The following is a 26,364-nucleotide window of genomic DNA, read 5'->3' on the forward strand; positions in this document are numbered from 1 at the left end:
TTCACTCCATATCCTCCCACCAGGAACGCCCCGGCGGGAGATCACGGATATCGAGCCGTTGTCCGGGTACCGGCACCGCGATTTCGGTCCCGGCCGTGGCCGCGGCTGCCACCAGCCGGCGCACCGGCTCGTCCCAGGGGTGCGGAGCCAGGTTGAAGGTCGCCCAGTGGATCGGCAGCAGCACACCGTGGCCCGGATCGCCACCGCACAGGTCGGCGTGGGCGCGCACCGCTTCCTCGGGATTCATATGGATATCGGCCCAGCTGTGGTTGTAGGCGCCGATGGGCAGCAGGGTGAGGTCGAACGGGCCGCACTGCGCCCCTGTCTCGGCGAACGCCTTGGTGAACCCGGTATCGCCGCCGAAATACACCCGATGCGCCGGCCCGGCCAGCGCCCAGCCCGCCCACAGGGTGGTGTTGCGCACCAGCCCGCGGCCGGAGAAATGGCGAGCCTCGGCGCAGGTGATCGTCAGCTCGCTGTCCGAACCGTCGCGGGCGGACAGCGTATGCGAGCCGCCCCAATCCAATTCGACGATCCGGGATTCCGGGACCCCCCAGTGCCGCAGATGCGCGCCCACCCCCAGCGGAACGACGAAAATCGCGCGCTGGGTGTACAGCAGGGTGGTGATGGTATCGGCGTCGAGATGGTCGTAGTGATCGTGCGAGATGACCACCGCATCCACCGGCGGCAGTTCTGTCAGCGCTACCGGCACCGGATGGATCCGGCTCGGGCCCACCAGTCGCGACGGCGAAACCCGTTCGCTCCACACCGGATCGGTGAGCACCCGGAATCCGTCGACCTCGATCAGCGCGCTGGCGTGCCCGTACCAGGTGACGGCCAGTTCGGCGGCAACCGCCGGACGTTGCGGCTCGGCCAGCGGCACGGCGCCCTTGGGCCGCCCCGCCCGCATGGCCGACATCATCGCCAGCAACCCGGCGGGATTGTCGGGTACGACGATCGGCGACGCCGGCTCGGTGTTGTGGAACTGGCGATCGCGGTAGCTGCGCGCTCCGGCCGCGGTGGGCGCGATCGCGGAAACGGAGGCGCCGAGCGCCGCCGGTAACCCGTCCAGCGCACGCAGCACCCAGCCCAGTACGGTCATCCCGGCCAGCCCCGCCATCGCGGCGGGAAGAATACGGGGCCGCATCACCGGCCCACGAATTTCGGGGCGCGCTTCTCCTTGCGGGCCTGCCGGCCCTCCTCGGCGTCCTCGCTGTTCCATGCTGCCTCCAAGGCGGACTGCTGTTCCTTGGGTGACGGCCCCCGGGTGCCGTCGTCGTTGAGTTCCAGCTTCAGATGACGCAGCGACAGCGGCGCGAGTTCGGCCACCGATTTCGCCCAGGTCTGCGCGTCGGCCGGTGTACCGAGACGGTTGGCGAAGCCGAAGGTGTAAGCGTCGGCGGCCGAGATGGGTTCGGCGCCGAGCAGGACAGTACGGGCGGGGCCGCCGCCGAGCAGCGAGACCAGCCGCCGAGTGGTCCAGCGATCCACCGAAATCCCCAGTTTCGCCGCGGGAATCGCCAGATACGAATCCGGCGCCATGACCCGCAGATCCGCGGCCATGGCCAGTTGCACCCCGGCGCCGAGCGCAGGCCCGTTGAGGGCGGCGATCACCGGCACCGGCAACGCCTCGACCTCGTGCAGCATCTCCAGCAGAGCGTCGAGGAATTCGGTGGAGTACACACCGTCCAGATCCGCGCCCGCGCTGAACACCGGCCCGCGGCCGGTGACCACGATGACGCGGGCGTTGTGTGAGGCCTGCAGGAATGCTTCCCGCAGTTGCACGACCAGGTCCAGGTTCAGCGCGTTACGGCGCTCTTCACGCTGCAGTTCGATGGTGACGACGTCGCCGTCGCGGCTGACCCCGAGCATGTGTGTCCTTCCCCGCTCAACGAATACCGATCCAACAGCCAATAACGAAGCGTTACCGACCACTCTGCCACAGCGGCGGGCCGGCCCACCCGGTGCGACGCGGGGTGGCGTCCGCCGGGCGCGGGGACGATACGGGGACCGGTGCGCGACTTTCAGGTATCCAGGCCGAGCGCGAAGGTCGCGGGATCCGCTCCGGTCCGGGTGCCACTGTCCAATCCGGAGATGGCGCTCATCTGCTCGGCGGCGAGCTCGAAGCCGAAAACGTCGAAATTCTGCTCGATCCGCTCGGGTGTCACCGATTTCGGGATGACGATATTGCCGAGCTGCAGATGCCAGCGGATGATCACCTGCGCCGGCGTGCGCTGCACTTCCCCGGCGATCCGGGTGACCACCGGATCGCCGAGCAGGGTGCCCTGCCCGAGCGGGCTCCACGCCTCGGTGGCGATGGCGTGCTCGGCGTGATATTCGCGCAGTTCGCGCTGAACGAGCCTGGGATGCAGTTCGATCTGGTTCACCGACGGGGTCTCCCCCGTTTCGGCGATAACCTTTTCCAGGTCGGTCACGCGGAAGTTCGAGACACCGATGGAACGCACCCGGCCGTCCGCCTTGAGGCGCTGGAAGGCCCGGAAGGTGTCCACGAATCTGTCCGCGGCGGGGACGGGCCAGTGGATCAGGTACAGGTCCACATATTCCAGGCCCAGCCGGTCGAGACTCGCCTCGCAGGCGCGCAGGGTCGATTCGTAGCCCTGGTCGGAGTTCCAGAGTTTGGTGGTGACGAAGACCTCGTCCCGGGGCAGGCCGAAATGCCGGATGGCGCGGCCGGTGCCTTCCTCGTTCTGGTAGGCGGCCGCAGTGTCGATACTGCGGTAACCGGCGCGCAGCGCGGTGGTGACGGTATCGAAGACCTGGTCCGGCGGCACTTGGAAGACCCCGAAACCGAGCTGCGGAATCAGGCTCCCGTCGTTGAGCACGATGGGCGGGACAACACCGATCTCACGTCTAGTGGTCACCGCTTCGACGGTAGGAGTGGTTCGGCGGCAGGTCAACGAATACGAGTCCCGTGTCCGAACTTACTTGACAGATCGTTGGGTTTTTACAACACTCTGTTGTGTGAGCCCAGTAAGACGCGGGGAAACCCTTCCGATCTACAACCGCATCGCAGTCCTGCGGGCAGAACACCGGATGTCGCGGGCCGCACTGGCGGAGGCAGTGAACGTCAACCCACAGACGATCGGCGCACTCGAGCGCGGCAACCACTACCCGAGCCTCGACCTGGCCCTGCGGATCTGCGAAGTGTTCGGGCTACCGGTCGAGGCGGTGTTCTCCCGCACCGAATTCACCCCACTGTCGGCCGAGGTATATCCGCGCGAGAAAGGAAAGCTGCCATGACCGCAGCCACCGAACCGACCACCCTGATCGACCGCTACCAGGCCCACCGTGTCCGGCGCTGGCTCGCCCGGGAGAAAAAACTCGCCGGTATGCTGCCCGGCTGGCGCACCCGCGGCCGCCGCCGTGGGCTGACGATCACCGTTGCCGCGGCCCTCACCGGACTGCTCATCACCGGCGTACTGTGCGCGTTCGGCCTCGAATGGGCCGCGCTCCTGGCCGGCGTGAGCGCCCTGGTGTTCCTGTCCTCCTGGACCATGCTGCGGATCGTGTCGCACGCCCAGGACAACGCACCCGCCGAAACCCTGGACGAAATGGAGATGACCCAGCGCGAAGCCGCCCGCTCGATCGGCCTCACGATCACGCAATCACTGTGCATCGTCCCGACGATGTACCTGATCTACAGCGGCGCGCTGTTCCCGGAGGCCGACGCCTTCCGTACCGCCTACGCCGGCGGCGTCATGCTCCTGGCAACGCTACTGGCCGGCGGATGCGCACCCGCCATGATCCTCGCCTGGTCGAAACCCGACCCGGAACCGGAGAGCTGAGAACCGGGGCATCACCCTTGTCCGCCCGGAGGCGACGGCCGCCGAATTCCCGACGCCGACCCCACCGGATCCTCAATCCGGAAGCCCGAGACGCCGGTAACGAAGGTGCCGAGTCGCACGCAGCTGCTCCGGCGGCCGCGCGGACAGGGCGGTCAGTTCCTCGGCGATCGCAGTGACCATGCGGCGCGCGAAATCGTCCGGTTCCACCGCGGCGTCGGGGTATTCGGGAACTATCCGGTCCACGACCCCGTCGGCCAGCAGATCCGCCGACCGGATCCGCTGCTCCGCGGCCGATTCCGCGGCGTGCCCGGTATCGCGGTGGACGATGGCGCTTGCGCCCTCCGGCGGCAGCGGCGCAAGCCAGCCGTGGGTGGCGGCCAGTACCCGGTCGGCGGGCAGCAAGGCCAGTGCGCCGCCGCCGGTTCCCTGGCCGAGCAGCACCGAGACGGTAGGCGTATCCAAGGTCACCAGATCGGCGATGCAGCGGGCGATTTCGGGTGCCAGACCCCGTTCCTCGGCCTCCTTGGACAATGCCGCGCCGATCGTATCGATCACCAGAACCAGCGGCAGCCGCAGTTCGGCGGCGAGCTGCATACTGCGCCGCGCCGACCGCAGCGCGGCCGGGCCCATCGTGTGCTCCGGATCCTGGTTCGCGCGATCGTGCCCGAACACCACACACGGACGCCCCTGGAAACGAGCCAGCGCAAGGACCACTGTGCGATCGGATTCCCCCTGACCGGTTCCGCTGAGCGGCACCCGCTGCCTGCTCCGGCGCAGAAGTTCGCGAATACCCGGCCGCTCGGGTCGCCGCGAAATACGCACCGACTCCCACGCCACGAGCGGCCCGGTCGCCGCCCCCCGCCGATGTCCGCCTGCGGACCGCCCGGGCCCGCCGCCGAGGTCCCCGGAGTTCACGGCCGTTGTCTCCCGCCCCTCGCCGCCCGGAGTCTCTGTCCCCCGAACCGCAGCACCCGCGACTTTCGGCTCCTGAGCCTCAGCACCCGTGACCTCCGGCACCCCGGCCTCAGCGGCCGAGCTCTCGGGCCTCCGGAGCTCGGTGTCGGAGGTGGGTCGCCGCCTGATCTCGGCGACCGACGCTTCTGTCTCCCCGGTCTCAGCGACCGGGGCCTCGGCCGCCCCGGTCTCGTTGTCCGGGCCCTTCCCCCGCCGACGCTCGGCGGCCGCAGGTTCCTTCCCCCGAGCCTCGTGAACCGGAGAACTCGCGGTCAACGATATTCCACCGGCCGACTCCGGCCGCGCAACGGCCGGCCGATCCGCCGCTGCGGCGGGCAGTATCGGCTCGGCACCGGTGCGGCGCTCCCCCACTGGGCTTTCCGGCTCATCCGGGAGCCCACTGAACACGCTCAGCGCCCGGTGGGCGATCCGCCGGAAGACCGATACCTCGACGACCCCGTCGATGACCCCGCTCCGATACAGGTTCTCCGCGGTTTGCACGCCGGGCGGGAACGGCCGGCCGTACAGCGCTTCGTACACGCGTGGCCCCAGAAAGCCGATGAGCGCTCCGGGTTCGGCGAAGGTGATATGCCCCAGCGACCCCCACGACGCGAACACCCCGCCCATGGTCGGATTCCGCAGGTACACGATGTAGGGGTGACCGGCCGATTTATGCGCGGCGACCGCCCCGGCGATCTTCACCATCTGCACGAAGGCGACCGTGCCCTCCTGCATCCTGGTACCGCCCGAGGTCGGTGAGACGACCAGCGGCAGCCGCTCTGCCGTCGCCCGCTCGACAGCGCCGACGATACGTTCGGCGGCCGCGACACCCACCGAGCCCGCCAGGAACGCGAACTCACAAGCGATGACCGCGATTCGCCGGCCGCGCAACCTGCCCTCGCCGGTGCGCACGGATTCGTCGGTACCGGACCTGGCGGCCGCCTCGGCCAGCGCTGACCGGTAGGCGCCGGTCCGCGCCACCGCGATCGGTGGCGCATCCCAGCTCACGAACGTTCCCGGATCGAGTAGCGCGTCGAGTAGCTCGCGCGAGCCGATCCGGTGTTTCGCCGGCGTCATCCGAGCCGTCCCCGGCTGCCCGGCACCTCAACTGTCCACACCGGCACACCGACCAGTATGACCGGCACCGGATCAGTATCCGCGGGTGACCTTCTGCAGGGCGTACTCGGTGAGCCGCACCAGCGCTTCCTTGGCCGGTTCCCGGCGCCGGGCGTCGATCGGCATGATCGGCACATCGGCGGGGACTGCCAGCGCCTGACGAATATCTTCGATCGGGTACTGCGGGGCGTCGTCGAACTGGTTGAGCGCCACGAGGAACGGCAGGTTGCGCGCCTCGAAGTAGTCGACCGCCGCGAAGCTGTCCTCCAGTCGCCGGGTATCGATCAACACCACCGCGCCGATGGCGCCACGGATCAGGTCGTCCCACATGAACCAGAAGCGGTACTGGCCCGGGGTGCCGAACAGGTACAGCACCAGGTCGTCGGCCAGGCTGATACGGCCGAAGTCCATGGCCACCGTGGTGGTGGATTTGCTCTCGATACCCGCGAGACTGTCGATCCCGGCACTGGCATTGGTCACCAGAGCCTCGGTTCTCAACGGGACGATTTCCGAAACTGCCCCCACCAGCGTCGTTTTGCCCACGCCGAACCCGCCTGCAACCACGATCTTCGCCGAAGTCGGTTTGCTAATACGGGTATCGACCTGCGCCGTCGAATCAAATACGCCGGAGTCCACTGAGAACCCTTTCGATCAGCTCGCGACGTTCATCGTCGCTGGAATCGTCTTTCAAAGTCGCCGAAACGCGGACATGCCCGGCTTCGATGAGGTCCGCTACAAGTACTCGCGCCACCCCGATCGGTATACCCAGTCGCGCCGCTAGTTCGGCGACCGACGGCGACTCCCTGCACAACTCGACTATCGAATTCTCGATATTGCTCAGTTCGTACTGGCGTTCGAGCGGAATGGGATGAGACGCGACGAGAGCCTCGAGCGCCAGCTCCACCTTCGGTCTGGTACGACCGGCGGTCAGCGAGTACGGGCGCACGAGACTGGGCTCGGAGCCTCCCACGCGGTGATCCTCTATGTCCATCCCACCATCAGGAACCCATTGTGACGCGTGGAGTGGCCTGAACTGTCTGGCCCACGCGTTCGACCAACAAAGCCATCTCGTATCCGACCTGTCCGATATCGCAGGACGTATTGGTCAGGACAGCGAGGTATGACCCGTCGCCCACCGCCATCAGCAGCAGGTAACCGTGTTCCATTTCGACGACGGACTGCAGCACCGTGCCGCCCTCGAAAAGATTGGACACACCCACCGAGAGACTGGCCAGACCGGCCGTGACAGCCGAGAGCTGTTCGGCTCGATCGACCGGTAGCTGGGCACTCGCCGCCATCAGCAGGCCGTCGGCCGAGACCAGAACGGCATGGGCTACGCCAGGAACCTCGCCTGCGAAGTTCGAAACCAGCCAATCCAACTGACGGTTCGTACCACCTAGTTCGGGGTTCATCGGTCTCCTTTGTCTCCGGTTAGGTTCATTGCTCGCATTGCACGGCCATCCCGAACACCTTGCTGGTGCCGACTCAAACTAGACCGGATCGATTCGGGATTGCGACTCGGCGTCCGCTCCTGGGCGCCGTTGACGGCGCCGGGCACCAGCCGGCCGCCCGGATTACGTTGCGGAAGACCGGCCGCGGTGCGGGTCTCGGGCTGGGCCTCGCTGGCCCGCCGGGCAGCCACCCAACCCTCGTCACCCGGTGATTCGAAGGAGGCGGCGGCCTGGGAACGATCGGCGTTCGGATCCGACAGCCAGGCCGACATCATCTCCGCAAAAATAGGCGTGCCGCCCATCACGTTGTCGGTTTCCTCGGCCGGCTGCAGCCGGGTCTGGAAGAACGACGCGGTTTTCGCCGGGTTCGACTTGTAACTGTGCCGCCCGGGTTCGCGGGTGGGGGTGGATCCCTCGGCGGGTTCCGGCTGCCGGGGCAGCGCGACACCCGGCGGGTTGTCGAACCGCTCGGCGGTGTACCCACCCGGCTGCCGCTGCGGCAGCCCGCCCGATTCGTCGGGGCGGGGGCGCTGTGGCAGTGCGGTGTTCTCCCGCTGCGGCAGGCCGTTCCCGGCCGCACTCGGCTGGGGACGCCCGCTACCTGCCGGGCCACCGCGCTGCGGCAGGCCGCTACCGCCCGTACCGCGCTGTGGCAGGCCGGTACCGCTCGTATCCCGCTGTGGCAACCCGCCGGCCGCAGACCCGTTCGACGGCGGCCCACCGGCCGTGCCCCGCTGAGTGGGAAGTTCTCCGGACGATTCACGCGAAGGCAGATCGCGGGCCGGATCACGCTGCGCCGACTGCTCGCCGGAAGATTCCCGGTGCGGCAGACCGTTACGGGCCGGTTCACGCCGGGTGGGCAGAGCACCCGAAGCGCTATCGCCCGACCGGGGCGGCTCCTGCTCGCGTCCGCCCGGTTCGCCCGCGGGGCGACGTTGCGGCAGGCCCGGGCCGCCGGATTCGCGGGCGCCGTTCGCGCCGGGCTCCCGTTGCGGAAGACCATTGGGTCCCGGCGCGGCGGGGCCGCGGGGCGGAACCGGTCCCGAAGGACGCTGCGGCGCTGCTGTTTCCGATGCGGTTTCGGCGGGGCGCTCGGCCTCCGGGCGCGCGGGCGGCGTCGGCGGGTTGCCCGGCGCACCGTTCGCGCCGGGCCGGCGCTGCGGCAGACCGCCCGGCCCGGACTGTGCGGCATCTGCGCTACCGGGCTGACGCTGCGGCAGACCGCTCGCGGCGGACCCCCGGTTGTCCCCACCGGCCGGCTGCCGTTGCGGCAGGCCGCTGGGACCGGATTGCAGAGCCTGTCCGCTACCCGGCTGACGCTGCGGCAGACCGCTGGAGCCCGACTGCGGCGTGCCACCGGCGCCCGGCTGACGCTGCGGCAATCCACTGGGACCGGTCTCCGCGGGCCGCGCGGGCGAGCCGGCCGCGGGCGAATCGCCGGGGGTACGCGGCGGCAGAGTGGGGGTTGCACCGCCACCACCGGAGCCGAGGTTACGTTTGGGAAGGTTGGCGGCGGCGAGTTTGCCGCGCTGCGCCGTACTGCCCGCACTGGCCTGGCGCAGGCTCGTCGTGCCCTGCTCGCCGTCCCGCGGACCACCGGCCATCGCGCTACCGGGCTGCCGCTGCGGCAGACCACCCGGACCCACCGGTGCCGGGCCGCCCGGACGCTCCGCAGGTTTGGGACGTTCGACCGCCGGCAGCGGACCGCTCATCCCCGGATCGACGGTCACCATCATGTTGCCGTCGGTGGTCCGGCTGATACCGCGGGTCTGCATGGCCGGTCCGCCGGCATTGCGCAACGCGGCCGCGGCGGCCTCGTCGGCCGAGATCTCCGGCTTCTTAGCGCCGTCGCCGGGCACCTGCGGCTGCGGGCCCGAACCGGTGGCCAGCGGCAGGATCTGAGTCTCCCCCGCCACGATCAAGCTCATCGGCACATGCACGGTGACCGTCACACCGGGATCGCGGGCGGTATCGAAGGTCGGCCGCAGCCGGACGTTGAGACCGTGCCGTTCCGCGAGCCGGCCGACGACGAACAGGCCCATATGGCGGGCGGTATCCGGGCCGGGTTCGGCGGTGTTCTCCAACCGGCGGTTGATCTCGGCCATCTCGCTGGGCGGCATACCGATACCGCGGTCGGCGACCTCGATCAGCAGGCCCTGGTCGTGTGCCTGGGCGAAGGTGAACTTCACATCGGTTTCCGGCGGCGAGGCCCGCAGCGCGTTGTCCAGCAACTCGGCGAACAGATGCGCCATATCGGAGGCGGCCGGTTCGATCAGGGCGCCGCGCGGGGTGGCGCCGAGTTTCACGCGTTCGTAGTCCTCGACCTCGGAGATCGCGGCCCGCAGCACATCGGCGATTTCGACCGGCGCCGATTTCGCCCGGCGCTGTTTGGTACCGGCCAGAATCAGCAGGTTGTCGCCGTTACGGCGCATACGGGCGGCGAGATGGTCCAGCCGGAAGAGGTTCTCCAGCAGGCGCGGATCCTTCTCGTCGTACTCCATCGCCTCGATGAGGCTGAGCTGATGGTCGACAAGCGATTTACTGCGTCGCGCCAGCGTTTCGAACATATCGTTGACCTGGGAGCGCATCTGCGCCTGATCACTGGCCAGTCGCAATGCCTGACCGTGGATATCGTCGATCGCCCGGGCCAACTGGCCGATTTCCTCCTCGGACCGGATGGGCATCGGTTCGAGTGGTACTTCCTCCGGTGCGGCACCGGTCCGCAACTGGGCGACCTCATCGGGCAGATCGCTTTCGGCGACGCGCAGCGCGGCCAATCGCAGCCGATGCAGCGGCACGATCATGGAGCGGGCCACGAATACCGCGAGCAGCAGCGCCGCGAGGATGGTCAGCAGCACCACGATGGAGTAGATGACGGCGTCGGAGAGCGCATCATCGGCCATTGCCTCGACGCCGTTGTCGATTTCGCCGGTGGCTTCGCCGATGAGTTTGTCGGTGGTCGAGGTACTCGCCAGCAGCGATTCGCGGGCTTCACCCAGCGGTATCCGGCCCGCTTGCGCTTCCGGCGTGTCCAGCATCGCCTGACGGTTCACGACCCCCTCGCGCAGCGCGACGATATCGGGATCTTCGGCGTTGTAGCGCTGGCTCAGGATGTTCAGCAGCGCGAGTTCGGTGTTGGTGGCGGCGCGATAGGCCTGCTCGCCGATTTCCTGGTCACGCAGCAGTTCGGCGGCGGCGGTGATCTCGCCGACCATGGCGGATCGCAGATTGAGCGCGTCGACGAGCCGGAGTTTGTCCGGGTCGATCGACGGATCGCCGACCTCGCCCAGGATCCCCTCCACGGTGCGGACACCGGCGTTGCGGGCACTGTCCAGCACGGCGACGGCCTCGGCCGGCGAGCCCGACGGTGCCATACCACCTGTACGTACCTGCTTGGCCTGATCGATCATCTCCGACAGCGCCTGGTGCGCATCCGGAAGATCGTCGAGCTCGGCGAGCGCGCCCTCGGCCGCCACGATGGTCTTGTCCAGAGTGGTCAGGTTTTCTTCGGTGACCATGGACCGGTTCGGTGCGATCGCAATCGCCTGTGAGCCCGCGACGGTCGAGGTGGCCGAACTGAGATCGAGAACCGCCGGGACGAGGCTGACGTTCTCGGCCGCCGAGCCCAGCCGATTCGCCTCGCTCCACTGCGCCGATATCCTCGACACACCGAGTCCGACCGCGACCGCCAACGGCACAGCCAGGACGGCCGTAACCTTCCAGCGAAGGTCCCAGTTACTCAGCGCCCAGCGCTTCGTGCCGGACCTAGCGGCGTCACGCATTCCCACTCACTTTCCAACCTGGCCCCAGCCATGCACCAAAGGAGAACTCCACACTCGCATAGTGGCTCGACGGGTGGAGCTGCCCGTGGGTCGCGGCTGGCCGAGAAATTGCGTCTACGACGGACCGAATTCGTGTCATCAGATTCTAACGGATCAATAACTTCTTGGTGTACTAGGCCCGGGTTGGCGCACACTGACCAGCCGATTACAGGCATAAGCCATGGTCGCGACACCCGACAGGGGGTCGCGTGAAGTCTGCCACAATCGTGCTGATCTATCGAGGCGAGGATTGCTGCGAGGCTAGGGAGCACGGGTGAACACGAGGAACGAGTATCGACCGGTCTATCAGACCAGCCTGGTCGATCCCGCCGAGTTCTGGTCCCGGGCCGCGGCGGATATCGACTGGGACACCCCTCCCGAACAGGCTCTCGACACCGCCCGCCCGATTTCGCACTGGTTTCCCGGGGCCCGGCTCAATACCTGTTACAACGCGCTCGACCGGCATGTGGACGCCGGCCGCGGCGAGCAATCCGCATTGATCTACGAATCGGCCATGACCGGCGAAAGCCGCGTCTACACCTACACCGAACTGCTCGACCGGGTCACTCGCTTCGCGGGCGCCATGCGCGAGCTCGGCGTGCAGGCTGGCGACCGAGTCGTTATCTACCTGCCGATGATTCCCGAGGCCGTGGTCGCGATGCTGGCCTGCGCCCGGATCGGAGCCGTGCATTCGGTGGTATTCGGTGGATTCGCCGCGCCCGAACTGGCGGCGCGGATCGATGACGCCGAACCGGTGCTGATCGTGACGGCCTCGGGCGGTCTCGAACCCAACCGCACCATCGATTACCCCCCTATCGTGGCCCGGGCACTCGAACTCGCCGAAACCGCGACCCCCGCGACCGTCCTGGTCAAACAGCGCACCGGATTTCCCGAGCACGATTTCGGTGCGGTTTCCGGGCGCCCGGCACGCTGGCTCGACTGGGATACCGCGGTACGCGATGCGGCACCGGTGGATCCGGTATCGGTGGCGGCGACCGATCCCCTGTATGTGCTGTACACCTCGGGTACGACCGGTAAGCCGAAGGGCGTGGTGCGCGACAACGGCGGGCATGCCGTCGCCCTGACCTGGTCCATGCGCTATATCTACGATGTGGGGCCCGGCCAGGTTATGTGGGCCGCCTCCGATGTGGGCTGGGTGGTCGGCCACTCCTATATCGTCTACGCTCCGCTGCTGGCCGGGGCCACCACGCTGCTGTTCGAGGGAAAACCCGTGGGCACCCCGGATGCCGGCGTGTTCTGGCGGGTGGTGGCGCGGCACCGGGTGCACACACTGTTCACGGCCCCCACCGCGCTGCGGGCGATCCGCCGCGCCGATCCCGCCGCAGAACTGGCCCATGAGCACGATCTTTCGTCCTTGCGCGCGTTGTTCTGCGCGGGCGAACGGCTCGACCCCGCCACCTTCACCTGGGCCGACGAAACACTGCTCGCCGGGCGCGACGACTGCCCGGTGGTGGATCACTGGTGGCAGACCGAAACGGGCTGGCCTGTCTGCGCCAATCCGCTGGGGATACAGCGACTACCGATCAAACCGGGTTCCGCCTCGGTGCCGGTGCCGGGCTATCGCCTGCGGGTACTGGACTCCTCGGGTAACCCGGTCGCGGCGAACACCGAGGGCAATATCGTTATCGGTCTTCCGCTACCGCCCGGCGCACTGACCGGCCTGTGGCACGACGAAGAGCGGTTCGAACGCTCCTATCTGGCGGCGTATCCGGGTCATTTCCTGACCGGTGACTCCGGCTATTTCGACGAGGACGGATACCTTTTCGTGCTCGGCCGCAGCGACGATGTGATCAATATGGCCGGGCACCGCCTTTCCGCGGGCAGTATCGAAGCCGCGGTCGCGGGTCACGAAGCGGTGGCCGAATGCGCGGTGATCGGTCTTCCCGATGAACTCAAGGGGCAGCGACCGATCGCTTATGTAGTACTCAAATCCGATACCCGGATCGATATCGAAACTCTGCGCGACGAACTGAGCGAGCGGGTGCGGACTCAAATCGGCGCCGTCGCCGGACTGTACGACGCCGTCGTCGTCCCCGCACTGCCGAAAACCCGCTCCGGAAAGATCCTGCGCAAAACCATCCGGCAGATGACGGCGGGCGGAAATTACGAAATACCCTCAACCATCGAGGATCCCACCGTCCTCGACGAACTGGCCCGGATCATCCAGCCGCGACAAAGCACAAACTCCTCTTAAGAAAACTTCAGAGTCGAGCCAATACCGCCCAATACGGTCTGAGTGGTCCACGAGCCACGGCTCGACTCGACAACGTAGGAGGCAGTAGTTCCCATGGCACCCACCACGAACCGGCGGTTCGGCAAGTTCGGTCTCACCACCCTGACCCTGGGAGCGGCCGCCGCGGCCACCGCCTTCCTCAGCCCCGCCGTCGCCTCGGCAGGCCCCATGGAGATGGCCGAACCCCTGCTGACCAGCGACTGCTCCTTCGCCCAGGTCGACGCCGCACTGCACGACCAGGCCCCGGAACTCGCGGCCATGCTGGACAGCAACCCGAGCGCGAAGGCTCAACTGCAGGCAAAGTTCGATCAGCCGGTCGAAAAGCGCCGGGCCGAACTGCAGCAGTACATCGAACAGAATCCGCAGGCCGCCCAGCAGGCACAGGACGACCCGCGCGCCCAGCAGCTGCAGGTAACTCTGCAGGGTGTGGCCGACACCTGCCACAACTACTGAACGTCTGACATGGGTAGGCGTTTCGGCCCCGCGTGACGGGGCCGAAACCTCCCGGAGCCTTGCGACGGCACCGCGCACCGGAGACGCGTCAATACACTGGGCGGTGTGGTGGAGCGAGCCAAGCCGGCGGTCCTGGTCGTCGACGACGACGAGGATGTACTCGCGTCGGTCGAACGGGGGTTGCGCCTGTCCGGGTTCCAGGTAAGTATCGCGCGCGACGGCGCGGCCGCGCTGCGGGCGGTGGCCGACAAAGGGCCCGACGCGATCGTCCTGGACATGAATATGCCGGTGCTCGACGGTGCGGGGGTGGTGACGGCGCTGCGGGCCATGGGCAACGAGGTGCCGATCTGTGTGCTCAGCGCCCGCAGTTCGGTGGGCGACCGGATCGCCGGTCTGGAATCGGGGGCCGACGACTACCTGATCAAACCTTTCGTACTCGCCGAACTGGTCGCCCGGATCAAGGCGTTGCTGCGCCGGCGCACCGATACCGCGCCGGCCGGCGCCGCCGACACCATCGTCGTCGGACCGCTCCGGATCGATACGGCCGGATACCGGGCGGTGCTGGACGGCCAGGAGATCGACCTGACCAAACGCGAGTTCGAACTACTGTCCACACTGGCCCGCAATGCGGGGGTGGTACTGAGCCGGGAACGGCTGCTGGAACTGGTATGGGGCTACGATTTCGCCGCCGATACGAATGTGGTCGATGTTTTCGTCGGCTATCTGCGCCGCAAACTGGAGGCCGACGGCACCCCCCGGCTGTTGCACACGATCCGCGGTGTCGGGTTCGTGCTCCGGGACACCAAGTGAGCGACGGCGCCACCCGCCGGCGCAGCCGATCGTATTCCCTGCGCACCCGGGTCGCCGGGGCGGCGGCTGCCGGGTCGGTACTCATCGTCGCACTGGTCAGCGCTATCGCCGTACCCGCGATCGAACGCAACAACCTGCAGCAGACCGATCAGCAGTTGCGGATCGCGTCCCGGCTGGTGGTGATCGACCCGGTGATCGCGGTCGGCATCGTGAACCTGGTGGGCCCGGACCGCGATATGGCGCTGACCGTCCGTGACGACGGTGAACTGGTGGCCTCCAGCGTCACCCGGTTACCGGAACTGGACCCCGGATCGCGCACGGTCACCGTGGACGACACCCCGTACCGGGTATTGACCACCACCGAGAACCAGCCTGCGGGCCGGACGGTTTCGCTGGGTATTCCCGCCACCGACGCCGCGCGCGCGACGGCCGAACAGCGACGGTGGCTGCTGTTCGGCGGGCTGGCGGCAATCGCCGCGGCGGCGGCGCTGGGCTGGTTGTTCGGGGGCCGGGCAGTCCGGCCGATCGTGGTGCTCACCCGCCAGGTCGGCGCGCGCACCGGCTACCGCGATGCCACCCCCGAACCGGTGGACAGCTCCGGTGTGCTGGAGGCCGAGCAATTGGCGGACGCAGTCAACACCATGCTGCGCCGGGTCGATCAAGCACAGGCCGAAACGGCGGCCGCGCTGGAAACCGCACGGGATTTCGCGGCGGTCTCGGCGCACGAACTACGCACCCCGCTCACGGCGATGCGCACCGACCTCGAAGTGCTGGCCACCCTGGACCTGGACGAGGACCAACGCACCGAGATCCTCGCCGATCTGCAACGCAGCCAGGAGCGGGTGGAAACCACCCTGGCCGCACTGGAGCGCCTGGCCTCCGGCGACCTGACCTCCGAACGCGACCATATCGACACCGATATCGCCGAACTGTGCGATCTGGCCGCCCACGACGCAATGCGCCACCACCCCGGCCTCACGGTCCGGGTCGATACCGATGCCGAACTGGTCACCCGCGGTCTGCCCGCAGGTCTGCGGCTGGCGGTGGACAACGCCCTGAAGAACTCGGTCAAACACGGCCGGGCCACCGAGGTCCTGCTGGCGGCCCACCGCCGCGCCGACGGCAGCATCGTCATCTCCGTCGACGACAACGGCCGCGGGATACCGCCCGGCGAACGGGAATCGGTTTTCGCCCGCTTCGCCCGCGGTAGCGGCGCGCACAAGGGCGGCTCGGGGCTCGGCCTGGCACTGGTCGCCCAGCAGGCGCAGTTGCACGGCGGACGAGCCTACTTCGACGATGGCGCGCTCGGCGGAGTCCGGCTGGTCCTCGTCCTGCCGGACGACCGATAGGTCCAGGTGTTCCACACCGGTAACCGATGGAGGCCGGAACCCCGCGAGTACCGGCCCCGGAAAACACAGCCCCCGTAATACCTCGGCGCGCGCCTCCTGGTGGAGACGCGCGCCGAGCAAGATATCCGGGTATAGCCGGGTCTACTTCGCGTCGAGCAGATCGATCACGAAGACCAGCGTCTTGCCGGAGAGCGGGTGACCACCACCCGCGGGACCGTAGGCCAGCTCCGGCGGGATGGTGAGCTGGCGGCGGCCGCCGACCTTCATCCCCGGAATACCGTCCTGCCAGCCCTGAATCAGGCCGCGCAGCGGGAAGTTGATCGATTCGCCGCGGCTCCACGACGAATCGAATTCCTCGCCGGTATCGAATTCCACACCGACGTAGTGCACTTCTACGGTGCCGCCGGGCACCGCTTCCGGACCGTCACCGACGGTGATGTCCTTGATGACCAGTTCGGTGGGCGGCGGGCCCGCCTGGAATTCGATTTCCGGTTTGCTCATGCCTTGAATCCCCTTCGATTCAATCGGTTCAGCGGTTGGTGATCTCGGAGTAGTCCCGTGCACCGTAACCGGTGTAGATCTGCCGCGGACGGCCGATCTTGATGGCTTCGCTGTGCATTTCCCGCCAGTGCGCGATCCAGCCCGGCAGCCGGCCCATGGCGAACAGCACGGTGAACATACGGGTCGGGAAACCCATGGCCTTGTAGATGACGCCGGTGTAGAAGTCGACGTTCGGGTAGAGCTTGCGCTCGACGAAGTAGTCGTCGGTGAGCGCGGCTTCTTCTAGGGCCTGGGCGATATCGAACAGCGGATCGCTGCCGAGTTTGCTGAGGATGGTGTCGGCGTGCTTCTTGGCGATCGCGGCACGCGGGTCGTAGTTGCGGTAGACCCGGTGCCCGAAGCCCATCAGCTTCACACCGTCTTCCTTGTTCTTGACCTTGCGGATGAACTCCTTGACATCGCCGCCGGCGGCTTTGATGTCGTCGAGCATTTCCAGCACCGCCTGGTTGGCGCCGCCGTGCAGCGGGCCCCACAGCGCGTTGATACCACCGGATACCGAGGTGAACAGGTTGGCATCGGAGGAACCGACCAGCCGGACCGTGGAGGTGGAGCAGTTCTGCTCGTGGTCGGCGTGCAGGATGAGCAGCATATCCAGGGCGGCGGCGATCTCCGGGTCGACCTGGTACGGCTCGGCCGGGAAACCGAAGGTCATCCGCAGGAAGTTCTCCACCAGCGACAGCGAATTGTCCGGGTAGAGGAACGGCTGGCCGACCGATTTCTTGTACGAGTACGCGGCGATGGTCGGCAGTTTGGCCAGCAGCCGGATGGTGGACAGCTCGACCTGTTCGGGATCGCGGGGGTCCAGCGAATCCTGGTAATAGGCCGACAGCGCGTTGACCGCCGAGGAGAGCACCGGCATGGGGTGCGCATTGCGGGGGAAGCCGTCGAAGAAGCGCTTGAGATCCTCGTGCAGCAGGGTGTGCCGGCGGATCTTGTCGGTGAAATCCTCCAGCTGATCCTGGGTGGGTAGCTCGCCGTAGATGAGCAGGTAGCTGACCTCGATGAAGGTCGAATTATCGGCCAACTGTTCGATCGGATACCCGCGGTAGCGCAGAATTCCCTGTTCGCCGTCGATATAGGTGATCGCCGATTTGGTCGACGCGGTGTTGACGAACCCGGGGTCATAGGTCGTATATCCCGTGCTCGCCAGCAGCTTGCCGAGATCGATACCGTCGTTTCCTTCGGCGGCCTCGGCGATCGTCATGGGGTATTCGCCACCCGGATAGGTCAGAACCGGTTTGGCGTCATTGATGTGATTCTCCGGCACGGAAGGTTCCCTCTCAGGCTATGACCGTCGGCATCGCATGCGGTCGGCACGCGGTGCGTTATCGGTAGACGCTAGTCCTTGCTCCGACGGGACCGGCGATGAGGGTACCCGCGCCGCGATCTCACAATCGGCCCGCGCGGAGGTGAGTTTCGGCCTGCCGGATACCGGTCGGCCCACCGCTGTGACCGGCCGAATCACCGGCCTGCGCCGCCGCGCCACAGCAGCATTGCGGCGAGATGCGCCATAACAGGCGCACCACCACGGCCCCGGACAGAATTACCGTACCCACGGCAGTGGAATCGAAACCGTGCGAAATATCACCGAAAGCCCTGGACACAGGGTGTAACGGATGCGGCCGCGGGCGATCGCGGGTTCACGGCTGCAGCCGTTGCACCGACATCCCCGTCGCACCGATCCGGACGAGTATCCGGTTGTGCAGGCGACCTCGCCGCCCCTGCCAGAATTCCACCTCGTCCGGTCGCAGCAGGTAGCCGCCCCAGTGCGGCGGCACCGGGATCTCGGCGGCGGTGGCGAAGCGGGCGGTGGCCCGGACCAACCGCCGATCGAGTTCCTCCCGCGAAGCGATCGGTCGCGACTGTTCCGACGCCCACGCACCCAGTTGCGATTCGCGGGGGCGCGACCGCCAATACGCCTCGGTCGTTCCGGCCGGTACGCGCTCCACCCGGCCGCGGATATGCGCCTGACGCGCGAGTTGCGGCCACAGGAAGGTGGCCGACGCGTACGGCGCCGCGGCCAGCTGCGCGCCTTTGGCCGAGTCGTAGTTCGTATAGAACGTCACGCCGTCCGGCGAGAGCCCTTTACAGAGAACGGTGCGAGTCACCGGGCGGGCGGCGGGCCCCGCGGAATCGAGCGTGCCGAGCACCATGGCATTGGGTTCGGCGATACCGGCCGCGGTGGCCTGGTCTATCCATTGCCGCAGCAGCGGCTCCCAGCCCCCCGCCACCGAATTCTCGTCGAGTTCGGTATCGCGCACACCGAGCAGCGGCCCCTGTTCCCGCGAACGCGAATGGGCCGCATCGTATTCGGCGCGCATCGCGGCGAGATCGGCGCCGGACTCCTCCACATCGGACATGGGCCAGACGTTACTCCGGAGTAGCAAAGCGCTAGAGTTCGGTTGAAAGGAGAGTCGCGTATGACCACCAATTCCGGCGTTTCGGGGGCCGGCCAGGTCCCGGACGATTTCGTCAGCGGCCTCGAGGGGGTGGTCGCGTTCACCACCGATATCGCCGAACCCGACAAAGACGGCGGCGCGCTGCGCTACCGCGGTGTGGACATCGAAGACCTGGTCACCAACCGGGTCACCTTCGGCGATGTCTGGGCACTGCTGGTCGACGGCGAATTCGGGCACGGCCTCCCCCCGGCCGAACCGTTCCCGCTACCGGTGCACACCGGTGATGTCCGGGTGGATGTGCAGGCCGGACTGGCCATGCTCGCACCCATCTGGGGTTACCAGCCGCTGCTGGATATCGACGAGGCCACCGCCCGGGAGAACCTGGCCCGAGCATCGGTGATGGCTCTGTCCTATGTCGCGCAGTCCGCGCGCGGTATCTACCAGCCCGCGGTACCGCAGCGCCGGATCGACGAATGCACCACGGTCACCGAACGGTTCATGACGCGCTGGAAGGGTGATCCGGACCCGCGGCACACCGAGGCCATCGACGCCTATTGGGTATCGGCCGCCGAGCACGGGATGAACGCCTCCACGTTCACCGCCCGCGTCATCGCATCCACCGGTGCCGACGTCGCGGCTTCGCTCTCGGGTGCCATCGGCGCGATGTCCGGCCCGCTGCACGGCGGCGCACCGGCCCGCGTGCTGCCCATGATCGAGGAAGTCGAGCGCAGCGGTGACGCACGAGCGCTGGTCAAGGGCATCCTCGACCGCAAGGAAAAGCTCATGGGCTTCGGCCACCGCGTCTACCGTGCCGAAGACCCGCGCGCCCGGGTCCTGCGCGATACCGCCAAGCGCCTGGACGCCCCGCGCTACGAAGTGGCGGCGGCCCTCGAACAAGCGGCGCTGGCCGAACTCCGCGAACGCCGGCCCGACCGCGCCATCGAAACCAATGTCGAATTCTGGGCCGCGGTCATCCTCGACTTCGCCGAAGTACCGGCCCATATGATGCCCGCGATGTTCACCTGCGGCCGCACCGCGGGCTGGTGCGCGCACATCATGGAGCAGAAGAAACTCGGCAAACTGGTCCGTCCCGCGGCCATTTACACCGGTCCGGGCCCGCGAGCCCCGCAGGACGTGGCGGGCTGGGACAGCGTCGGCGCGTAGCCGCAGCAAGGTTCCGCAAGCCCCGGGACACCGCTGTGCCGGTCGCGCCGGAACTCCTCGGCGCGACCGGCCCGGCCACACTGCCACTGCGCCCGAATTCGGGCGAGTCGGATCACCGGCACCGGCGACACCGCAGTTCACGTTCGGGTACCCGTATTCGACACCGGGCCCCGCCGTGCCGAAAGCACTGCTGTCGATCGTCCGGATCAGGTTCCACGAGACAGAAACGTAAGTACTCGGCGGAACGCGCGCCGGGTGCCGATGCCGGGTCGATATGCGATCGCCGGGCACGGCGACTGCCCGGCGGGCACCGCCGGCAACCCGGTGACCTCGGCGGGTCGAGCAATCCGCTCAGAACCGTAGGCAAATCCGGGCTCGACCGGATTCGCCGCACGCGTCGGCACGTCCGGTCTCGGCGGGCTCGCCGCGGGCCGGAACTCGAGCACGTCGCCGGTCCGGCCTCGGCGTCGCGGAACCGGACGTCGTCTGCGGGGCATGCGTTCGAACCGGTCTACCGGCCGCCGGAGGACAGTTGACGTGCGTGAGCTGGGCGCGGGTCCGGGCGTCAGACGCAGTCCGGGTCGGCTTCCCAATCGATCGCGACCGAATCGCCGCCGTCGACGGTGAAGAATGCGACGCGGAGCTTGGCGCCCAAGTCCAGGAGTTCGATCGCGGACAGGGGCACTGGCCGGACGACCCGGACGTGCCAGGGCTCGGGTTCGTCCCAGGCCCGTAATTCCAGGTCCAGGCGCATCACCGGATCGTCGCAGCCGCAGTAGTCGACTTCGACGGGATTGACCGCCAGGACGGTCGCGGTGGCCCGGCGGCCGTCCGCCAAGATCTTCGCCGAGGCCGCACGGCCCGGATCGGCTTCACCGGGCGGGTACAGCACCATCCGGTCGCGGTCGTGCGGGTCCACCCGGCAGCACACCAGATCGCCGGGGCGCATCCGATCCAGTTCCGCGCCGGAGACGCGCTGCCGGACCTGGGCCTCGTAGGGTGCCACCCCGGGCAGCCGGACGCGGACCCGGAAGGTAAAGCCCGGTTCCCGCCGCCGGGTACCGGCCGCCAGCACCGTCGCCGATCCGGCCGTGCCGTAGGTCAGCAACTCCCGGCGATCGGCGCCGCTGGGCGCCTCACCACGATGCCGGAAACGCCGCGGCAGCAGACCGCGCAGCCACCCGCGCGGGGCCGGTGGACCCGGTTCCGCGCCGTGACCACCGCCACGGCCATCATCGGATCGATCTCCGGCAGCGCCCCTCGACGACCGCATGCTCATACCCATTCACGTTAGCCGGAGTGTGGTACGCGGCACAGCAACGGCGCGGTTACGCTGTTGGCCATGACCAGTGCGTTCCCGACCATTCCCGATGAGCTCAAGCCCACCGACGGTCGTTTCGGCTGCGGCCCGTCCAAGGTTCGCCCGGAGCAGCTGCAGTCCCTGGTGGAGGTGGGTGCCTCGGTGTTCGGCACCAGCCACCGGCAGAAACCGGTCAAGGATGTGGTCGCCCGCGTGCGGTCCGGGCTGCGGGATCTGTTCTCGCTACCCGAGGGCTACGAGGTGGTCCTCGGCAACGGCGGGACCACCGCTTTCTGGGATGCCGCCGCATTCGGTCTGGTCCGCGAGCGCTCCCTGCATCTGACCTACGGCGAATTCAGCTCGAAGTTCGCCAGTGTCACCAAGAAGAATCCGTTCCTCGGCGATCCGATCGTGATATCCGCCGATCCGGGTAGCGCACCGGAGCCGGTCGCCGATCCGGCCGCCGATCTGATCGCCTGGGCACATAACGAAACCTCCACCGGAGTATCGGTTCCGGTGCAGCGGCCGGCGGGATCGGACAACGCACTCGTCGCCATCGACGCCACCTCCGGCGCGGGCGGGTTGCCGGTGAATATCACCGATGCCGATATCTACTATTTCGCGCCGCAGAAATGCTTCGCCGCCGACGGCGGGTTGTGGATCGCGCTGATGAGCCCGGCCGCGCTGGCGCGGGTCCAGGAGATCAAGGATTCCGGTCGCTGGACTCCCGATTTCCTGTCGTTGCCGATCGCTATCGAGAACAGCCTCAAAGACCAGACCTACAACACCCCGGCGCTGGCCACTCTGCTGATGTTCGCCGATCAGATCGATTGGCTGAACCGTAACGGCGGACTGGACTGGGCGGTGAAGCGGACGCTGGATTCTTCGTCGCGGCTCTACGCCTGGGCCGACGCCAGCGAATTCGCGACGCCCTTTGTCGCCGATCCGGCCCACCGCTCCCAGGTGGTCGGCACCATCGACTTCGCCGATTCGGTGGACGCCGCCGCGGTCGCCAAGACGTTGCGGGCCAATGGGATCGTCGATACCGAGCCGTACCGGAAACTGGGTCGTAATCAGTTGCGTATCGGTATGTTCCCGGCCATCGATCCGGAGGACGTGGCACAGCTCACCCGCTGTGTCGACTGGGTGGTGGAGAAACTCTCCTGAACCGGTTCACCTGCGAATTCGGGCCCGTCGCGCGTGTTGCGCGGCGGGCCCGTTGCCTCGGCATCGGGATCACCCGGAATCGAGTTGATACACAAGGGAATAGAGCAGATTAGCCGTAGGTGACGGCCGCAGGGTACATTTCGGTGCCGCGTGTCTTGCCACACGAATCCCAGAAGTGCACTACTGTTCCAGAACGTGGGCGGTATCGCGAGCGACGCGATAAGGAGGTAACGGTGCGTGAACTTCGAGTGATCGGGGTGACGCCCGACTCCGCCCATATCGTGTGCGTCGACACGGAAAGTGGCCAGAAATTCCGGCTTCCCGCCGACGACAAACTCCGCGCCGCGGCCCGCGGCGACCTTGCCCGATTCGGCCAGATAGAGATCGAAATGGAAGCAACTATGCGTCCTCGCGATATCCAGGCTCGAATCCGCGCCGGCGCTTCCGTGGAACAGGTGACCCAGGAATCCGGGATGCCGTTGAGCCGGGTGGAACGTTTCGCGTATCCGGTACTGCTGGAACGCGCACGGGCCGCCGAACTCGCCCAGAAGGCCCATCCGATCCGGCCCGACGGCCCCGCGGTGGAAATCCTGATCGATGTGGTCACCGCGGCTTTCACCGCCCGCGGCCATACCCTCGACAATGCCGAATGGGATGCCTGGAAGGACGAGAAGGGCTTCTGGGTCGCGCAATTGCAGTGGCAGAACGGCCGTTCCGAGATCGCCGCGCACTGGCGCTACCAGCCGGACGCGCACGGCGGCACGGTATCCCCGCTCGACGACCCGGCCACCGATCTGATCGATCCGGACTTCGGCCGGGCCCTGCGCGGGCTCGCCTCGATCCTGCCGGTCGAAACCGAACCTCCGGCCGCCCCGGAACCGGTTGTGGCCGAACCTCGCCGGGAACCGGCTCGCCCCGCCGCGGTGGACAACTACTACGAACAGCGGGCCGTCGCTGCCGGCGGTAGCGCCACCCTGCCGGCCCCGGCACCGTTGTCGCCCGCTCCCGGCCGGTCCACCGGCGCGGCCGCGCTGCCCGCGGGAACGAGTCCGGCCGCTGCCGCGCCGCCGGTTCCGGCCGAAACGTATCGACCGCCGGCCGCGGAAGTCCATCGTCCGCCCGCGACGGAAGCACCGGTTGCTTCCGCGCCGGTCGAAGCTCCCGGTGCCGCCGATCCCACCCCCGCGGCCCCCCACTCCGTCGCGGACTCCGAGCCGTCCACGGCCGAATCCGCCGCGCAGGCCGAGCCGGAGCCCATCGGATCGGGCACCCCTGCGGGCCGGGACGCCGGCGGAGCCGCCGTGGACGCCGGCCGGGCTGCCACGGATACCAGCGAATCCGCCGAGGCGGCACCCGCACCTCCAGCGGTCGCGGCAATCGCAGACCCGCCGGCCGAAGCCGTGGTGGCGCCGGCCGAGCCCGCCGCAGAGCCGGCCGGCAGCGGAACCGCAGCGGCGGGCGGTTCCGAAGTCCCCGCCACGGAAACCGGCGAAGCCCGGAACACGGATACCACCGAATCCGAAGCAGCCGACGCGAACCGGCCCGAATCCGAACCGGCGGCCAAACCCGCCAAGAAGGCACCGGCGAAGACCACGAAATCCACCACACGCAGCAAACGGGGTAAAGCGCCCATGCCGTCGTGGGAGGACGTGCTGCTCGGGGTACGCAGTTCCGGTCACTGACCGGCGGCGATCCGGCGTGTTTCCCGCGACAACCGCCCGATCCACCCGGACGGGCGAGTAAGTTCCGCTGTACGGCGACGCGGTCGACCGGGGTGGTTTGCCCGATACCGGCCGAGGTGCACGCCGAGCAGTTCACGACCCGGTTCGTGCGCTATCGGAGGTGGGTGGATGCTGTCCAAGATTTCCTCGGTCTGGTATGTCGATACGCCCGACCCGCTCGCGGTTCTGGGCACCGATCCGGACCCCGACCCGGACGCGGCGTACGCGCTGGCCCGGCAGTTGCATCCCGGTCTCGGGGTCGAACCGACCGTATCGGTCACCCTCGGGGAGGCCACCGGACCGCAGCCCGATGAGCTGTTCATCGGTTGCTATCCCGGCCTGAATCTGCTGTGCAGCCCTTACGCGGCGCGGGTGCACCCCACCGAGATCCCGGACCTGCTGGTGCGGCCGCTGGCCGAGGAACATACCTATCTGGTGTCGTTCGATCTCGAGTACGGCTGGGGTTCCTTCGCGCATTGGGAACGCGGCGAACTGCGGCGGGCATTCAGTTCCACCCGCCTCAACATCCTGCAGGACCAGGGTCTGCCGCATATCTGGGAGCGGCCGCACTGGGCCGGTGAACATCCGATCCGGTGGCGGCTGGGCGAACTGCCGGATCCGCTGGTCCTGCCGTTCGATCCGCCCGGTTTCGCGGATACGGCGAACTACGAATGGCTCGGTTTCCGATATTTCCCGGCAGCCTCGGCGGCAGGGCACGCGAATGTGCGGGATTCCGATGCGGACCATCCCACGGTGACCCCCGGCGATATCCGGGTCTGCGGTTTCCGGCTCCACCCCGAGGACGATCCGACGGGTGTGCGCCACGATCCGCGGCCGCCGCGCAACCGGGTCGATCACGAACGCAAGGGACTGCTGTCCTGGCTGCGCGGCCACGATGTCGCGGTGCCCGCCGAGAATTAGCCGACGGGTTCGGTTCAGATCCCGGCGAGCAGCCCGATCCAGCCGAGCAGGACACCGATTCCGGCACCGGCCAGCACCCAGCGGGTCACCGGCCGGTACCGCTGGCGCCACGCGGTAGGCGCGATACCGATCACCGCGACCACGTTCACCGCCAGCGAGAACAGCGGGTGCACCTGGGCCAAGGCGGCGCCGAAGGCGTACACACCCACAGCGGTGAGTGCCGCGACCAGTGCGGCGACCGTGCTTCCCGCCGCCCACGGGGTCGGTTCACCGGCCGGACCGGGGTAGCCGCCGTAACCGGGACCGGCGGGGTTCACGAGGCCCGCACCCGCTCGTAGAAAGCCATTGCCGCGGCGGTCGCCACATTCAGCGAATCGGTGCCCGCGGACATCGGGATCCGGGCCCGCACGTCCGCCGCCGCCATCGCCTCCTCGGTGAGACCGGGACCTTCGGCGCCGAGCAGCAGCGCCACCCGCCGGCCGGTGAGCACGGCAGCCAGGGACCGGGCGGCCGGATCCGGGCTCAACGCGATCACCTGGAAACCCCGGCAGCGCAGCACATCCAAACCGGCCGGCCAGTCCGGCACCGGAGCGAACGGCACCCGCAGCGCATGCCCCATCGAAACCCGCACCGACCGGCGGTACAGCGGATCGGCGCAGCCGGGTCCGAACAGCACCGCGTCCACACCCAATCCCGCCGCATTGCGGAACATCGCGCCGAGATTCTCGTGATCGTTCACCCCCTCGAGCACGGCGACCGTGGCGGCCTCGGCGACCAGTTCGGTGAAATCGCGAACCGGCGGCCGGTTCGCCACCGCGAGCACACCCCGGTTCAGGTGGAAGCCCACCACCTGCGCCATCACCTCGGCCGGGGCCCGGTAGAACGGGATATCGAAATCGGCGAGGTCCGCGGCGAGTTCCTGCCACCGCTTGTCGACACCGAGCAGGGCGTGCGGCCGGAACGGCGATTCCAGCATCCGGCGCACCACCACGGTCCCTTCCGCGATGACCAGCCCCCGCCCACCGGGACGGTCGGGTCTGCGGTCTGCTGCCTTCAGATCCCGGAAATCGTCGACCCGTGGATCGGCAGCACTGTCCACATCGAGAACCACGGCCAC

At 68.0% G+C, this 26,364-nt stretch carries 24 protein-coding genes; 10 read left to right on the forward strand and 14 right to left on the reverse strand.

Annotation, left to right across the window (positions count from 1 at the left end):
* Position 1: 1 nt before the first annotated feature.
* The 3 genes from IU448_RS10990 to IU448_RS11000 all read right to left on the reverse strand — a co-directional run bounded on the left by IU448_RS10990 (position 2) and on the right by IU448_RS11000 (position 2,882).
* Positions 2 to 1,120 (reverse strand): MBL fold metallo-hydrolase, encoded by a 1,119-nt coding sequence (locus IU448_RS10990; protein ID WP_228812608.1) that lies wholly within the window; start codon positions 1,118 to 1,120, stop codon positions 2 to 4.
* Between the two features lie 26 nt (positions 1,121 to 1,146).
* Positions 1,147 to 1,872, reverse strand: a complete 726-nt coding sequence (locus tag IU448_RS10995) for an enoyl-CoA hydratase (RefSeq protein ID WP_195055478.1) — start codon at positions 1,870 to 1,872, stop codon at positions 1,147 to 1,149.
* A gap of 152 nt (positions 1,873 to 2,024) precedes the next feature.
* Positions 2,025 to 2,882, reverse strand: coding sequence for an aldo/keto reductase (locus IU448_RS11000; protein WP_195055479.1), 858 nt, complete (start codon positions 2,880 to 2,882; stop codon positions 2,025 to 2,027).
* Between the two features lie 100 nt (positions 2,883 to 2,982).
* Between IU448_RS11000 and IU448_RS11005 the strand changes: the two genes are divergently transcribed.
* Both IU448_RS11005 and IU448_RS11010 read left to right on the forward strand, forming a co-directional pair.
* Positions 2,983 to 3,261, forward strand: a complete 279-nt coding sequence (locus tag IU448_RS11005; RefSeq protein WP_195055480.1) for a helix-turn-helix transcriptional regulator — start codon at positions 2,983 to 2,985, stop codon at positions 3,259 to 3,261.
* Positions 3,258 to 3,806 (forward strand): hypothetical protein, encoded by a 549-nt coding sequence (locus tag IU448_RS11010; protein WP_195055481.1) that lies wholly within the window; start codon positions 3,258 to 3,260, stop codon positions 3,804 to 3,806. Before IU448_RS11005 ends, IU448_RS11010 begins: the two co-directional genes overlap by 4 nt.
* Before the next feature lie 72 nt (positions 3,807 to 3,878).
* On the opposite strand, the gene IU448_RS28880 is transcribed toward IU448_RS11010, so the two are convergent.
* The 5 genes from IU448_RS28880 to IU448_RS11040 form a co-directional block, all read right to left on the reverse strand.
* Positions 3,879 to 5,837, reverse strand: a complete 1,959-nt coding sequence (locus IU448_RS28880) for an acetyl-CoA carboxylase carboxyltransferase subunit alpha/beta (RefSeq protein WP_228812612.1) — start codon at positions 5,835 to 5,837, stop codon at positions 3,879 to 3,881.
* A gap of 72 nt (positions 5,838 to 5,909) precedes the next feature.
* The gene (locus IU448_RS11025; protein ID WP_195055482.1) at positions 5,910 to 6,512 is read right to left on the reverse strand and encodes a GTP-binding protein; all 603 of its coding nucleotides are present in this window, start codon (positions 6,510 to 6,512) and stop codon (positions 5,910 to 5,912) included.
* Complete coding sequence (locus IU448_RS11030; RefSeq protein WP_033244145.1) at positions 6,493 to 6,867, reverse strand: DUF742 domain-containing protein; 375 nt, start codon at positions 6,865 to 6,867, stop codon at positions 6,493 to 6,495. Before IU448_RS11030 ends, IU448_RS11025 begins: the two co-directional genes overlap by 20 nt.
* Positions 6,868 to 6,874: 7 nt before the next feature.
* Entirely contained in the window at positions 6,875 to 7,288 is a 414-nt protein-coding gene (locus IU448_RS11035; RefSeq protein ID WP_030522784.1) for a roadblock/LC7 domain-containing protein, read from the reverse strand.
* Entirely contained in the window at positions 7,285 to 11,109 is a 3,825-nt protein-coding gene (locus IU448_RS11040) for an ATP-binding protein (RefSeq protein ID WP_195055483.1), read from the reverse strand. Before IU448_RS11040 ends, IU448_RS11035 begins: the two co-directional genes overlap by 4 nt.
* Before the next feature lie 313 nt (positions 11,110 to 11,422).
* Between IU448_RS11040 and IU448_RS11045 the strand changes: the two genes are divergently transcribed.
* The 4 genes from IU448_RS11045 (at position 11,423) to IU448_RS11060 (ending at position 16,014) form a co-directional block, all read left to right on the forward strand.
* Entirely contained in the window at positions 11,423 to 13,363 is a 1,941-nt protein-coding gene (locus IU448_RS11045) for an acetate--CoA ligase (protein WP_195055484.1), read from the forward strand.
* 93 nt (positions 13,364 to 13,456) lie between these two features.
* Positions 13,457 to 13,855: a hemophore-related protein gene (locus tag IU448_RS11050; RefSeq protein WP_195055485.1), complete on the forward strand. Its 399-nt coding sequence runs from the start codon at positions 13,457 to 13,459 to the stop codon at positions 13,853 to 13,855.
* Positions 13,856 to 13,960: 105 nt separating this feature from the next.
* On the forward strand, positions 13,961 to 14,665 hold the full coding sequence (locus IU448_RS11055) for a response regulator transcription factor (RefSeq protein ID WP_195055486.1): 705 nt from the start codon (positions 13,961 to 13,963) through the stop codon (positions 14,663 to 14,665).
* The gene (locus tag IU448_RS11060; protein ID WP_195055487.1) at positions 14,662 to 16,014 is read left to right on the forward strand and encodes a sensor histidine kinase; all 1,353 of its coding nucleotides are present in this window, start codon (positions 14,662 to 14,664) and stop codon (positions 16,012 to 16,014) included. The genes IU448_RS11055 and IU448_RS11060 overlap by 4 nt, the downstream gene beginning before the upstream one ends.
* A 141-nt stretch (positions 16,015 to 16,155) precedes the next feature.
* Here the strand turns inward: IU448_RS11060 and IU448_RS11065 are convergent, their stop codons facing one another.
* The 3 genes from IU448_RS11065 to pdxH form a co-directional block, all read right to left on the reverse strand.
* The gene (locus IU448_RS11065) at positions 16,156 to 16,515 is read right to left on the reverse strand and encodes an FKBP-type peptidyl-prolyl cis-trans isomerase (RefSeq protein ID WP_195055488.1); all 360 of its coding nucleotides are present in this window, start codon (positions 16,513 to 16,515) and stop codon (positions 16,156 to 16,158) included.
* 28 nt (positions 16,516 to 16,543) lie between these two features.
* Positions 16,544 to 17,842: a citrate synthase gene (locus tag IU448_RS11070; RefSeq protein ID WP_195055489.1), complete on the reverse strand. Its 1,299-nt coding sequence runs from the start codon at positions 17,840 to 17,842 to the stop codon at positions 16,544 to 16,546.
* A 373-nt stretch (positions 17,843 to 18,215) separates the two neighbouring features.
* The gene (gene pdxH / locus IU448_RS11075) at positions 18,216 to 18,935 is read right to left on the reverse strand and encodes a pyridoxamine 5'-phosphate oxidase (protein ID WP_195055490.1); all 720 of its coding nucleotides are present in this window, start codon (positions 18,933 to 18,935) and stop codon (positions 18,216 to 18,218) included.
* Positions 18,936 to 18,995: 60 nt separating this feature from the next.
* Between pdxH and IU448_RS11080 the strand changes: the two genes are divergently transcribed.
* The gene (locus tag IU448_RS11080; RefSeq protein WP_195055491.1) at positions 18,996 to 20,138 is read left to right on the forward strand and encodes a citrate synthase 2; all 1,143 of its coding nucleotides are present in this window, start codon (positions 18,996 to 18,998) and stop codon (positions 20,136 to 20,138) included.
* A gap of 565 nt (positions 20,139 to 20,703) precedes the next feature.
* On the opposite strand, the gene IU448_RS11085 is transcribed toward IU448_RS11080, so the two are convergent.
* Entirely contained in the window at positions 20,704 to 21,417 is a 714-nt protein-coding gene (locus IU448_RS11085) for a hypothetical protein (RefSeq protein ID WP_228812614.1), read from the reverse strand.
* 63 nt (positions 21,418 to 21,480) lie between these two features.
* On the opposite strand from IU448_RS11085, the gene serC reads away from it, so the two are divergent.
* The 3 genes from serC to IU448_RS11100 all read left to right on the forward strand — a co-directional run bounded on the left by serC (position 21,481) and on the right by IU448_RS11100 (position 25,247).
* Entirely contained in the window at positions 21,481 to 22,605 is a 1,125-nt protein-coding gene (gene serC, locus IU448_RS11090; protein ID WP_195055492.1) for a phosphoserine transaminase, read from the forward strand.
* Positions 22,606 to 22,838: 233 nt separating this feature from the next.
* Positions 22,839 to 24,287, forward strand: a complete 1,449-nt coding sequence (sepH, locus tag IU448_RS29380; RefSeq protein WP_280459125.1) for a septation protein SepH — start codon at positions 22,839 to 22,841, stop codon at positions 24,285 to 24,287.
* A 168-nt stretch (positions 24,288 to 24,455) separates the two neighbouring features.
* The gene (locus tag IU448_RS11100) at positions 24,456 to 25,247 is read left to right on the forward strand and encodes a DUF6928 family protein (RefSeq protein WP_195055493.1); all 792 of its coding nucleotides are present in this window, start codon (positions 24,456 to 24,458) and stop codon (positions 25,245 to 25,247) included.
* Between the two features lie 14 nt (positions 25,248 to 25,261).
* Here the strand turns inward: IU448_RS11100 and IU448_RS11105 are convergent, their stop codons facing one another.
* Entirely contained in the window at positions 25,262 to 25,564 is a 303-nt protein-coding gene (locus IU448_RS11105; protein ID WP_195055494.1) for a DUF2537 domain-containing protein, read from the reverse strand.
* Positions 25,561 to 26,364 (reverse strand): TrmH family RNA methyltransferase, encoded by an 804-nt coding sequence (locus IU448_RS11110; protein ID WP_195055495.1) that lies wholly within the window; start codon positions 26,362 to 26,364, stop codon positions 25,561 to 25,563. Before IU448_RS11110 ends, IU448_RS11105 begins: the two co-directional genes overlap by 4 nt.

This window comes from Nocardia flavorosea (genome assembly GCF_015477805.1).
In the GTDB taxonomy this organism is placed as follows: Bacteria; Actinomycetota; Actinomycetes; order Mycobacteriales; family Mycobacteriaceae; genus Nocardia; species Nocardia flavorosea_A.

Bases quoted from the DNA above. Each gene is read 5' to 3' on its own strand.
- IU448_RS11035 (WP_030522784.1), bottom strand. From the start codon at position 7,288: ATGAACCCCGAACTAGGTGGTACGAACCGTCAGTTGGATTGGCTGGTT.
- IU448_RS11050 (WP_195055485.1), top strand. From the start codon at position 13,457: ATGGCACCCACCACGAACCGGCGGTTCGGCAAGTTCGGTCTCACCACC.
- IU448_RS11085 (WP_228812614.1), bottom strand. From the start codon at position 21,417: ATGAGCATGCGGTCGTCGAGGGGCGCTGCCGGAGATCGATCCGATGAT.
- IU448_RS10995 (WP_195055478.1), bottom strand. From the start codon at position 1,872: ATGCTCGGGGTCAGCCGCGACGGCGACGTCGTCACCATCGAACTGCAG.
- IU448_RS11030 (WP_033244145.1), bottom strand. From the start codon at position 6,867: ATGGACATAGAGGATCACCGCGTGGGAGGCTCCGAGCCCAGTCTCGTG.
- IU448_RS28880 (WP_228812612.1), bottom strand. From the start codon at position 5,837: ATGACGCCGGCGAAACACCGGATCGGCTCGCGCGAGCTACTCGACGCG.
- serC (WP_195055492.1), top strand. From the start codon at position 21,481: ATGACCAGTGCGTTCCCGACCATTCCCGATGAGCTCAAGCCCACCGAC.
- IU448_RS10990 (WP_228812608.1), bottom strand. From the start codon at position 1,120: ATGGCGGGGCTGGCCGGGATGACCGTACTGGGCTGGGTGCTGCGTGCG.
- IU448_RS11100 (WP_195055493.1), top strand. From the start codon at position 24,456: ATGCTGTCCAAGATTTCCTCGGTCTGGTATGTCGATACGCCCGACCCG.
- IU448_RS11010 (WP_195055481.1), top strand. From the start codon at position 3,258: ATGACCGCAGCCACCGAACCGACCACCCTGATCGACCGCTACCAGGCC.
- IU448_RS11065 (WP_195055488.1), bottom strand. From the start codon at position 16,515: ATGAGCAAACCGGAAATCGAATTCCAGGCGGGCCCGCCGCCCACCGAA.
- IU448_RS11080 (WP_195055491.1), top strand. From the start codon at position 18,996: ATGACCACCAATTCCGGCGTTTCGGGGGCCGGCCAGGTCCCGGACGAT.
- IU448_RS11040 (WP_195055483.1), bottom strand. From the start codon at position 11,109: ATGCGTGACGCCGCTAGGTCCGGCACGAAGCGCTGGGCGCTGAGTAAC.
- pdxH (WP_195055490.1), bottom strand. From the start codon at position 18,935: ATGTCCGATGTGGAGGAGTCCGGCGCCGATCTCGCCGCGATGCGCGCC.